Origin of the sequence: Myxococcus sp. AM010 (assembly GCF_013372585.1) — a bacterium.
Lineage (GTDB): Bacteria > Myxococcota > Myxococcia > Myxococcales > Myxococcaceae > Myxococcus > Myxococcus vastator.
This window is the reverse complement of the sequence record NZ_JABXEO010000141.1, coordinates 1-10,840: the sequence shown is the minus strand read 5'-3', so window position 1 is coordinate 10,840 and position 10,840 is coordinate 1. Positions and strand designations below refer to the sequence as shown.

The 10,840-nt window shown below is 69.4% G+C and carries 7 protein-coding genes; 4 read left to right on the top strand and 3 right to left on the bottom strand.

What is annotated here, in order from left to right; genetic code table 11:
- The coding region (locus tag HV826_RS34850) for a cation:dicarboxylate symporter family transporter (RefSeq protein ID WP_176421336.1) at positions 1-297 on the bottom strand (297 nt) is incomplete at its 3' end.
- Between the two features lie 173 nt (positions 298-470).
- On the opposite strand from HV826_RS34850, the gene HV826_RS34845 reads away from it, so the two are divergent.
- The 4 genes from HV826_RS34845 to HV826_RS34830 all read left to right on the top strand — a co-directional run bounded on the left by HV826_RS34845 (position 471) and on the right by HV826_RS34830 (position 9,680).
- On the top strand, positions 471-1,577 hold the full coding sequence (locus HV826_RS34845; protein ID WP_176421335.1) for an isopenicillin N synthase family oxygenase: 1,107 nt from the start codon (positions 471-473) through the stop codon (positions 1,575-1,577).
- Positions 1,578-2,139: 562 nt separating this feature from the next.
- The gene (locus tag HV826_RS34840; protein ID WP_176421334.1) at positions 2,140-4,725 is read left to right on the top strand and encodes a response regulator; all 2,586 of its coding nucleotides are present in this window, start codon (positions 2,140-2,142) and stop codon (positions 4,723-4,725) included.
- An 88-nt stretch (positions 4,726-4,813) separates the two neighbouring features.
- A complete protein-coding gene (locus HV826_RS34835; protein WP_176421333.1) occupies positions 4,814-6,079 on the top strand; it encodes an MFS transporter in 1,266 nt (421 codons plus the stop codon).
- Positions 6,080-6,176: 97 nt separating this feature from the next.
- Positions 6,177-9,680, top strand: a complete 3,504-nt coding sequence (locus tag HV826_RS34830; protein WP_176421332.1) for a pyruvate carboxylase — start codon at positions 6,177-6,179, stop codon at positions 9,678-9,680.
- Positions 9,681-9,696: 16 nt separating this feature from the next.
- Here HV826_RS34830 and HV826_RS34825 read toward each other — a convergent pair whose 3' ends face one another.
- Complete coding sequence (locus HV826_RS34825) at positions 9,697-10,161, bottom strand: spore coat U domain-containing protein (protein WP_217918898.1); 465 nt, start codon at positions 10,159-10,161, stop codon at positions 9,697-9,699.
- Positions 10,145-10,840, bottom strand: a 696-nt coding sequence (locus HV826_RS34820; protein ID WP_176421330.1) for a fimbria/pilus outer membrane usher protein, incomplete at its 5' end; no start/stop codon positions are given. The genes HV826_RS34825 and HV826_RS34820, both read right to left, overlap by 17 nt.

The window sequence follows — 10,840 nt, the reverse complement described above, 5'->3', positions numbered from 1 at the left end:
GCCCAGGCCCACCCCCACCGCCAGCGCCGCGGTGACGGCGAACCAGAGGAACGTCTTGCCCCCGAGCACCGCCATGCTCTTCTGCCCGTGGAGCGCCGCCACCGCGTTGATGACCGCGAAGAACACCAGCGGCGTGGCGATCATCTTGATGAGGTTGACGTAGAGCGTCCCCAGCGGCTGGAACCAGGGGCCCGCCGGCGCCCCCACGAGCCACCCGGCCACGGCCCCGAGCACGAACGCCCCCAGGACACGCTGCCAGAAGGGAATGTGGAACCAGGCGGAGACGAGCTTCTTCACGGGGGAGACCCTCTCGACGGTGGGCGGCGGACGATAACCCCAGCCCCCAGGCCGCGCAGGGGGAAGCGCAGGATTTGCGCCAGGGGCGCCCACGCCGGGGATCCGGGGTTTGCCGCGTCCGAGCACCAGGGCCTCCCATTTATTCCCGGGGAGCGGTACACCTGGGCCCCATCATGGCCGAGACCTCTTCGCTCAACATCCCCACTGTCGACCTCGCCGACCTCGCGTCGGATGACTCCGCTCGCGTCGAGCGCGCCGCCGCGGCGATCCGCGAGGCCTTTGGCGTCTTCGGTCTCGTGTACCTGAAGAACCACGGCGTCGACACCCAGGCGCTGAACCGGTTCTACGACGCGTTCGCGGCGTTCATCGCCCGGCCCGCCGAGGAGAAGAAGCCCTACGGCCGCGCGGACATCTGGTACCAGCGCGGCTGGACGCCTCCGAACACCGAGGTCGCGGTCGCCGGCAACGGCCAGCCGGACTTCAAGGAGTGCTACTTCGTCGCGCCCTACCCCAACGACGCGCAGTCCGCGCTCGAGTTCCCGGAGCTGTACCCGGAGAACGTGTGGCCCCAGAACGCCCCGCCCTACTTCGAGGACGGCATCATGACGCTGGGCCGCTCCCTCCATGAGGCCGGCCTGAAGCTGCTCCGCGGCTCCGCCATGGCCCTGGGCCTGCCGGAGACGCAGTTCACCGACCTGTGTGACCGGGGCGCCCACGTCACCCGCGCGCTCCAGTACCTGCCGCTCACCCACGCCCAGGTGAACACGGACATCGTCTGGGGCGAGGAGCACACCGACTTCAACCTGCTCACCCTGCTCCCGGGCGGCCGCTTCCTGGACCCGGAAGGAAGCCCCGCGCCCGGCCCCGATAACAAGAGCGGCCTCTACCTCCGCACCCGCGCGACGCCGGATGCGCCCAACGGCCTCCAGGTGCGTGGCACCGCCCCCGCGGGCTGCATCGTGGCGCAGGTGGGCCAGCAACTGGAGATCCTCACGGGTGGCACCTTCCTCGCCACGCCGCACGTCATCACCGCCCCGGGCGTGCCGGGCTGGCAGCGCCAGTCCGCCGCGCACTTCATGCACGTGCACACGAACACCGTGCTTTTCCCGCTGGAGAAGTTCCGCGGCGAGGAGGCCGTCCGGAACTACGCGCCGCCCGTGCTCGCGGGCACGTATGACATCAAGACGCTGGTGGACATCGGCCTCGCGCCAGCGAGCGCGCTCGATAAGCTGGGCTACCGCCACTACGACCGGCTGAACCGCCAGCGCGCTGGCGCGTAGGCCGGGTCGCACCGCTTGAGGCCCCGGCAGTCTCCGGGGCCTCGCGTGAAACACAATCATCAACAACAGACAGTCAATCACAGACACGGACGATGCCTGACTTATGTATCTTGACTTGTCAATGACAGACATTCGCCGTCATTGGTGCGCCAGGACGCCCGCCCCCTCGCCGAACGGGGGTGCCAAAAACCACTGAAAAGAACTTCATGTAGGCACTGCCCGCATTGCAACCGGGCGCTCCTGAAATTACTGACAATGCGTTCATGTAGGCATTGCACGCCCCTGGCGATACCTGGCCGTCCGCTCGCGCGCCAGGCCCGCGTGCAACCCGCGAAAACTGGCTGAATATTTGTTCATGTAGGCATTGCACATCCAGGACTGCGGTTTTTGGAACATCCGCTCGGGGGCCGAGCGTTGCCGATATCCGAGTGTGTCGCCTGCGCGACAAAGATACCGTCCCAGCGGCGGAGGCAATGGCGTCCCGGTGGGAGACCGTTCAAGGGTAGCTCGCCCAGCCCCCCGCCGGCGCAACCCGCCTCAAGGGGAGGAGCTTCGCCGCACGATGCACCCCATCATCGACTTCAAGACGCTCTTCGACGTCTCACCCAACCCGTACATGCTGCTCGACCGCGAGCTCCGCTACGTCGCCGCCAACCCGGCGTACCTGCGCGTCACGGCCAGCAAGCTGGACGAGCTGCTCGGCAGAAACGTCTTCGAGGCCTTCCCGGACGATCCGTCGGACCCGAACAACGCCAATCTCCGGCAGCTCCGGGAGTCCTTCCTGCGCGTCCTGGAGAAGCGGGCGCCGGACATCCTGGCCCTGATTGCCTACCGCGTCCCCCAGCTGACGAACCAGGGCATCGTCAACTCGCACCGCTACTGGAGCGCCACCCACATCCCACTGCTCGATGCCGCGGGTGAGGTGGCCTACATCCTCCAGCACACCGTGGACATCACCGAGCTCCAGCGGCTCCAGGAGGCCGTCCAGGCCGCGACCGGGTCCGCCGACACCGTGAAGCCGCCTTCAGCCCAGTTGGAAGCAGGCGTCTTCCAGCGCGCGCTGCAGGTCCAGGAAGCGAACCTGAACCTGGACCAGGAGCGGCGCCACCTCCGGCGCCTGTTCGAGCAGGCGCCTGGCTTCATGTGCTTCCTTCGCGGCAAGGAGCATCTCGTCGAGCTGGCCAACGCGGCCTACATGCAGCTCGTCGGGCACCGGGACATCCTCGGCAAGCACATCCGGGACGCGCTGCCCGAAGTGGATGGCCAGGGGTACTTCGAGCTGCTGGACCGTGGCTTCACCACGGGCGAGGTCTTCGTCGGCCGGGGCATGAAGGTCTTCCTCCAGCGGACCCCCGACGACACCCTGACGGAGCGCTACGTCGACCTCGTGTATCAACCCATCATCGAGCAGGACGGGTCCGTCTCCGGCATCTTCGTCCAGGGCCACGACATCACGGAGCAGAAGCACGCCCAGGACGAGCTGCGCCAGTACAAGGACCACCTGGAGGAGCTCGTCCGGGAGCGCACCCGCGCGCTGGAGGAGAGCGAGGCCGAGCGGCGTCAAGCGGAGGCCGCCCTCCGGCAGGCCCAGAAGATGGAAGCGGTGGGCAAGCTCACCGGCGGCGTGGCGCACGACTTCAACAACCTGCTCCAGGTCATCGGTGGAAACCTGCAGCTCCTGTCCCGGGACGTGGGCGACAACGCCCAGGCGCAGCGCCGGCTGACCACGGCGGTGGGCGCGGTGGAGCGCGGCGCCCGGCTCGCGTCCCAGCTGCTGGCCTTCGCCCGGCGGCAGCCGCTCAATCCCACGGTCATCAACCTGGGCCGCCTGGTCCGCGACATGGACGACCTGCTGCGGCGCGCGCTCGGCGAGGACGTGGCGCTGGAGACCGTCATCGGCGGCGGGCTCTGGAACGCGTTCGCCGACCCGAACCAGCTCGAGAACGTCATCCTCAACCTGGCCATCAACGCGCGCGACGCCATGTCGGGCGAAGGCAGGCTGACCGTCGAGGCGGGCAATGCCATGCTGGATGACCACTACGCCCAGCTCCACCCGGACGTCGTGCCGGGCCAGCACGTCCTGCTGGCCATCTCAGACACCGGCTGCGGCATGCCGCCCCAGGTGATGGAGCGCGCCTTCGAGCCGTTCTTCACCACCAAGCCCGAGGGCCGCGGCACGGGCCTGGGGCTCAGCATGGTGTATGGCTTCGTCAAGCAGACGGGCGGCCACGTCAAGATCTACAGCGAGGTCGGCCACGGGACGACCATCAAGATCTACCTCCCCCGCTCGCTCCAGGCGGAGCTGCCGCGCCCCGAGGTCATCCCCGAGCAGGTCGAAGGCGGCAACGAGACGCTGCTCGTCGTCGAGGACGACGCGGAGGTGCGCGCCACCGCGGTGGAGATGCTGACGGAGCTGGGCTACCGCGTGCTCAAGGCCTCCGACGGGCAGAGCGCGCTCGCGGTCATCCAGAGCGGTATCCCCGTCGACCTGATCTTCACCGACGTGGTGATGCCCGGCCCGGTCCGCAGCCCCGAGCTGGCGCGGAAGGCCAAGGCCCTCTCCCCGGACCTGGAGGTGCTCTTCACGTCCGGCTACACGGAGAACGCCATCGTCCACGGCGGCCGGCTGGACCCGGGGGTCCAACTGCTGAGCAAGCCCTACCGCCGCGAGGACCTGGCGCGGAAGATCCGCCAGCTCCTGGCCACCCGGCAGCACCGCATCGCCCAGCGTGAGACCACCCAGCCGGCCCGCGGCGCCACCACGCCTGTCCCCGTTCGGGCGAAGCGGACCGCGCTGCGCATCCTCCTGGTGGAGGACGACGAGTACATCCGCCTCCCCGCGTGCGAGCTGCTGGAGACGCTGGGCCACGCGGTGACGGCCGTCACCCGCGCGGAAGAGGCCACGCCCCTCCTGGGCTCACGGGCATTCGACCTCCTGTTCACCGACGTGAGCCTGCCCGGCCAGTCCGGCATCGAGCTGGCGCGCCAGGCCGTCCAGGACGTGCCGGGCCTGCGCGTCATCATCGCGTCCGGCCACGGCACCCACCTGGACACGGGCGACAAGGGGCCTATCTCCGGCGCCATCCTCTTGCCCAAGCCCTACGGCCTGTCCCAGATCGAGCAGGCGCTCGCCCAGGTCATGGACTGAAGGTGAATTCAGGTTCATGCAGTGCGTCATGTAAACGGCTCGCGCGGGGCGCTTGCTCCTCACGCGCCAAAGTCCGTTAATCGGGCGTATGAAATTCCTGAGAGAGCTCCGCTCGGTCCTCAACCTGACCGTGCTGGTGGCCGGGCTCGGCTACTTCGTCGACCTCTTCGACATCACGCTGTTCGGCGTGGTGCGTGTCGCATCACTCAAGGACATCGGCATCACCGACCCGTCCGACATCCTCCAGAGCGGCCTGCTCATCTACAACGCGCAGATGGTGGGCATGATGGTGGGGGGCCTGCTCTGGGGCGTGCTCGCCGACAAGCGCGGACGCCTGTCGGTGATGTTCGGCTCCATCCTGCTCTACTCCTTCGCGAACCTGGCCAACGCCTTCGCCTGGGACGTCACCAGCTACGCGGTCTTCCGCTTCCTGGGCGGCGTGGGGCTCGCGGGTGAGCTGGGCGCGGCCATCACCCTGGTGGCGGAGTCCCTGCCCAAGGAGAAGCGCGGCCTGGGGACCACCATCGTCGCCACGCTGGGGATGCTCGGCATCGTCGCCGCGGCCTTCGTGGGCCAGCACCTGCACTGGAAGACGGCCTACCTCACGGGCGGCTTCATGGGCATCGCGCTGCTCTTCGCGCGCTTCAAGGTGTCGGAGTCGGAGCTGTTCACCAAGAAGACGGACCCCTCGCGCGCCAACCCGCTGCTGCTCCTCACCGGCGGCCGGTTCCTCAAGTACATCTGCTGCATCCTCGTCGGCGTACCCATCTACTTCACCACGGGCATCCTCTTCACCTTCGCGCCCGAGCTGACGGCGGGCCTCAACGTCCAGGGCACCGTGACGGCCGGCAACGCCATCCTCTATGGCTCCATTGGCCTGACGCTGGGAGACTTGCTGGCGGGCGTCTTCAGCCAGTGGCTCAAGAGCCGCAAGCGCGCGGTGGCGATGAACCTCTGCGCGGGCTTCCTGCTGATGCTCGTCTACGGCCTCACCCCGGGCCTCACCAGCACCATGGTGTACGGGCTGAGCTTCCTGATGGGCATCACCGTGGGCTACTGGGCCGTGCTGGTGACCATGGCCGCCGAGCAGTTCGGCACCAACATCCGCGGCACCGTGGCCACCACCGTCCCCAACTTCGTGCGGGGCTCGGCGGTGCTCGCGGCCAGCGGCTTCGCCTACCTCAAGGGTGAGCTGTCGGTGTCCACCGCGGCGCTCATCGTCGGCAGCGTCTGCTTCGGCCTGGCCCTGCTGGCCCTCACCCGGCTGGAAGAGACGTTCCACCGGGACCTGGATTACGAGGAGACGGCGACCGGCCCACAGCCGGCCGCCCAGCCCTCTCAGTCCGGCACCTGACGCACGGCGCGGCGCTCACGGGGCGCGCCGCGCGTTGAATCGGACGTTCGCCCCGGCAGCCGTTGCTCCGGGGCCCCGGGATTCATACAGCGCGCGCATGGAACCTGTGTCGCTGCGCCCCATCCAGAAGGTCCTCTGCGCCAACCGCGGTGAGATTGCCATCCGCGTCTTCCGCGCGTGCAACGAGCTGGGCATCCGCACCGTCGCCATCTACAGCGACGAGGACCGCACCCACGAGCACCGCCACAAGGCCGACGAGGCGTACCTCGTGGGCCGTGGCAAGCGCCCCGTGGAAGCCTACCTGGGCATCGACGAAATCCTCGACGTGGCCGTCAAGGCGGGCGTGGACGCCATCCACCCCGGCTACGGCTTCCTGTCGGAGAACGCCGCCTTCGCGGAGGCGTGTGAGCGCCGCGGCATCCGCTTCATCGGCCCGCGCTCGGACGTGGTCCGCACCATGGGCGACAAGGTCGCCGCCAAGGGCCTGGCCGAGGCGTGCGGCGTCCCGGTGGTCCCTGGCGTGACGCTGGAGGGCGACGACGCGCACGTGCTGGAGCAGGCCCGCGCCTTCTTCGCGAAGCATGGCGGCCCCGTCCTGGTGAAGGCGGCCCATGGCGGCGGCGGCCGGGGCATGCGCGTGGTGCGCGAGGCGCAGGAACTGGAGGACGCGCTGGCCTCCGCGCGCTCGGAGGCGAAGAGCGCCTTCGGCTCCTCGGCGGTGTTCCTGGAGCGCTTCCTGGAGCACGTGCGCCACATCGAGGTGCAGGTCCTGGGCGACCTGCACGGCAACCTCGTCCACCTGCATGAGCGGGACTGCTCCGTGCAGCGGCGCCACCAGAAGGTCATTGAGATTGCCCCCGCCCCCAACCTGGCGCCGGCGGTGAAGGACGCCCTCTGCGACGCGGCGGTGAAGCTGGCGCGCGAGGCGGGCTACACCAGCGCTGGCACCGCCGAGTTCCTGGTGGCGGGCGACGCCTTCTACTTCATCGAGTGCAACGCTCGCCTCCAGGTGGAGCACACCGTCACCGAGCAGGTGACGGGCGTGGACCTGGTGCAGAGCCAGCTCCGCATCGCGGAGGGCTACCGGCTGGACGCGCCGGAGGTGGGCATCTCCCGGCAGCAGGACGTGGTGCCGCGGGGCTACGCGGTGCAGCTGCGCGTCACCACCGAGGACCCCGCCCACCAGTTCATGCCCGACGCGGGCGTCATCACCGCCTGGCGCGCGGCCACCGGCTTCGGCATCCGGCTGGACGGCTCCAACGGCTACACCAACGCCGTCATCTCTCCCTACTACGACTCCATGCTGGTGAAGGTCATCGCCTACGCACCCACGTTCCAGGGCGCGGTGATGAAGGGGCAGCGCGCGCTGCGCGAGTTCCGCATCCGCGGCGTGAAGACGAACCTGCCCTTCCTGGAGAACGTGCTCGCCCACCCCGCCTTCCAGCAGGGAGAGACGTACACGCGCTTCATTGACGAGACGCCGGAGCTGTTCCAACTGGAGCCCCGCCGGGACAGGGCCACCAAGCTGCTCCAGTACCTGGGCGACGTCACCGTCAACGGGCACCCCACCATCAAGAAGGACCAGCGGCTCAAGCCCACGCGGTTCATGGAGCCGCGGCTGCCGGTGACGCCTTCGGGCCCGGTGCCTCGGGGCACCGCGCACATCCTGGCGGAGCAGGGCCCGCGCGGGCTGGCGGACTGGGTGCTGGCCCAGCAGCGCGTGCTGCTGACGGACACCACCATGCGGGACGCGCACCAGTCCCTGCTGGCCACGCGCATGCGCACGAGGGACCTCCTCCGCGTGGCCCCGGCCACCGCGCACCTGGCCTCCGACTTGTTCAGCCTGGAGAGCTGGGGCGGCGCCACCTTCGACACCGCCTACCGCTTCCTCAACGAGGACCCGTGGGCCCGCCTGCGCGCGCTCAAGGCCGCCGCGCCCAACCTGCTCCAGCAGATGCTCCTGCGCGGGGCCAACGCCGTGGGCTACACGAGCTACCCGGACAACGTGGTGGAGGCCTTCATCGACGAGGCGGCCGAGGCGGGCGTGGACGTGTTCCGCATCTTCGACAGCCTCAATGACCTGGGCAGCATGGAGGTCTCCATCCGCCGCGTGCTGACGACGGGCAAGGTGGCGGAGGTGGCCATCTGCTACACGGGAGACGTCGCCAACCCCAAGCGCACGAAGTACACGCTGGACTACTACGCGGACCTCGCGAAGCGGATTGAAGACGCCGGCGCGCACTTCCTCTGCATCAAGGACATGGCGGGCCTCTTGCGCCCGCGCGCCGCGGCCATGCTGGTGCGGCGCCTGCGCGAGGTGACGCGGCTGCCCATCCACCTGCACATGCACGACACGTCCGGCAATGGCATCGCCAGCTACCTGGAGGCCATTGAGCAGGGCGTGCACGTCGTGGACGTGGCGCTGGGCAGCATGGCGGGCCTGACGAGCCAGCCCAGCCTGAACGCGCTGGTCAGCGCCCTGCGCGGCCACCCGCGCGAGACGGGCCTGGCCAACGCGCGCCTGCAGCCGCTGGCCAACTACTGGGAGGACGTGCGCGAGTACTACGCCCCCTTCGAGGCCGGCCTCAAGAGCACCACCAGCGAGGTGTACTACCACGAGATTCCCGGTGGCCAGTACTCCAACCTCCGGCCGCAGGTGGCGGAGCTGGGGCTGCTGAACCGGTGGAACGACGTGAAGGACGCCTTCGCGCTGGTGAACGTCCTGGTGGGCGACATCCCGAAGGTGACGCCGTCGTCGAAGATGGTCGGTGACTTCGCCATCTTCCTGCTCAAGAACGACCTCACCGTGCGCGCCTCCACGCTGGCGGAGGCGGCCGCGCTCACGCGCCAGAAGCTGATTGAACAGGCGCCGCGGCTGGACTTCCCCACCAGCGTGGTGGGCTACTTCCGGGGCGAATTGGGCCAGCCGCCCAACGGCTTCCCGGAGGACCTGCGCGCCGCCGTGCTCAAGGGCCTGCCCCGCGTGGAGGGACGGCCCTCCGCCAGCATGCCGCCGCTGGACCTGGACGCGCTCCAGCGCGAGCTCTCCGAGAAGACAGGCCACGCGCTCACCCGCGTGGACGCCCTCTCCAGCGCGCTCTATCCGCGTGTCATGGCCGGCTACCTGGAGGACCTGGGGCGCTACGAGGACGTGTCCATCCTCGACACCCCGAACTACTTCTACGGCATGGAGGTGGGGCAGGAGGTCTGGGTGGACCTGGAGCCGGGCAAGACGCTGGTCATCAGCCTGTCCGCGGTGGGCGAGCCGGATGAAGAAGGCGTGCGCACCGTCTACTTCGCCCTCAACGGCCACACCCGCACCGTACACGTGAGGGACCGCGCCCGCGCCGTCACCGTGGAGGCGCGGCGCCAGGCGGACCGCGCCAACCCAAACCACGTCGCGGCGAGCATGCCGGGCACCGTCATCGCCCTGCACGCCAGGTCAGGAGACGCCGTGGAGGCGGGCGCGCCGCTCGTCACCCTGGAGGCGATGAAGATGGAGACCGTGGTGCGGGCCCCGCGCGCCGGCACCGTGGCGGAGGTCGTCCCGGCGCTCAAGGCCTCCGTCCAGGGGGGCGACTTGCTGGCGGTGCTCCAGTGACGGTGGGCCGGGGCCCTCAGAAGGTCACCGTCATCACCAGGGTGTCCGAGTAGGCCCCCGCGGGGATGGCCTGCCCGGCCGGGATGCGCCCGAAGATGGGCACCGTCACCTCCGCGCCGAACACGGGAATGACGGGCCCGTAGCGCCCCGTGCCGCCCGCGCCGTTGCCCCAGACAACGAGGCGCGTCGCGTCCAGGTAGAGGTTGTACTGCAGGCGGGGAGCGCCCGGCCCCGCCATGGCGCGCGCCTGGTGGTTGCCAGAGCCACCGGCGCTGAAGTCGATGATGACGGGGGTGAGCTGCCCCTCACACCGGTAGGTGATGCTCCCGGCCGAGTCCCGGGGCAGCACGTCCGTGGTGAGGTAGGTGCCAAAGCTCACCCCCACCGTGCTGCGAATCTGGCAGACGGCGCCCGCCCATCCGGGCAGCAGTCCGCAGACGCTTGCCACGATGAACGTGGCCGCCCTAGTTCGCATCGTCATGAACACACCTCACGGTTCCCAGGTCGATGACCTTGCCCTCGTGTGACGGGACGTCCAGCGAGGTCGCGCAGCGGCCCTTGGGGTAGATGACGGTCGCCGGCAGGCGGCCTTCGGGCAGGCCCACCAGCTCGAACTCACCATTCCACCCGATGGGTGAGCTCCACTTCTCTCCGTCCCTCTCGACGCGAATCTCACCGTAGGACAGCCAGCGCGTGTCCTCCGCCGAGGCGATGGTCACCTTGCCCCGGTACGCCCGGACCTTCTGCGTCTTGAAGTCCAGCACCACACCGCCTCGCTGGTACGTGGCCACCATCTGCTCCGTGGAGGGGATGTAGACGTCCAGCGGCACCTGATGGTCCGCCAGGGAGAGCCGGTTGGCGTTGTAGGCCTGGAGCCGCGTCACCACCAGCTCACCGCTGGCGTCCGTGCGCCCGATTTCGTGGTTGTTGAGCCGCACGCCCACGCCCTCCACGCCCTTCACGCGCACCAGCGCGTAGCCCTGGTCCACCGCGCGCGTGGGACGCACGCGCCCGCCAATCAGCACCAGGCCGCCGGCGACCTCGGCCATGCCCGCCAGCCGCCCGTCGAACCACTCCGCGCCCGCGCTGACGCGGCCCACGTTGGAGTCGAAGTCGGCGCGCGCCATCGCCTGGTCCACCGCCCCCACCCTGCCCTGCAT

Coding starts and splice junctions, on each gene's coding strand:
- HV826_RS34830 (WP_176421332.1), top strand. CDS start 6,177: ATGGAACCTGTGTCGCTGCGCCCCATCCAGAAGGTCCTCTGCGCCAAC.
- HV826_RS34845 (WP_176421335.1), top strand. CDS start 471: ATGGCCGAGACCTCTTCGCTCAACATCCCCACTGTCGACCTCGCCGAC.
- HV826_RS34835 (WP_176421333.1), top strand. CDS start 4,814: ATGAAATTCCTGAGAGAGCTCCGCTCGGTCCTCAACCTGACCGTGCTG.
- HV826_RS34840 (WP_176421334.1), top strand. CDS start 2,140: ATGCACCCCATCATCGACTTCAAGACGCTCTTCGACGTCTCACCCAAC.
- HV826_RS34825 (WP_217918898.1), bottom strand. CDS start 10,161: ATGACGATGCGAACTAGGGCGGCCACGTTCATCGTGGCAAGCGTCTGC.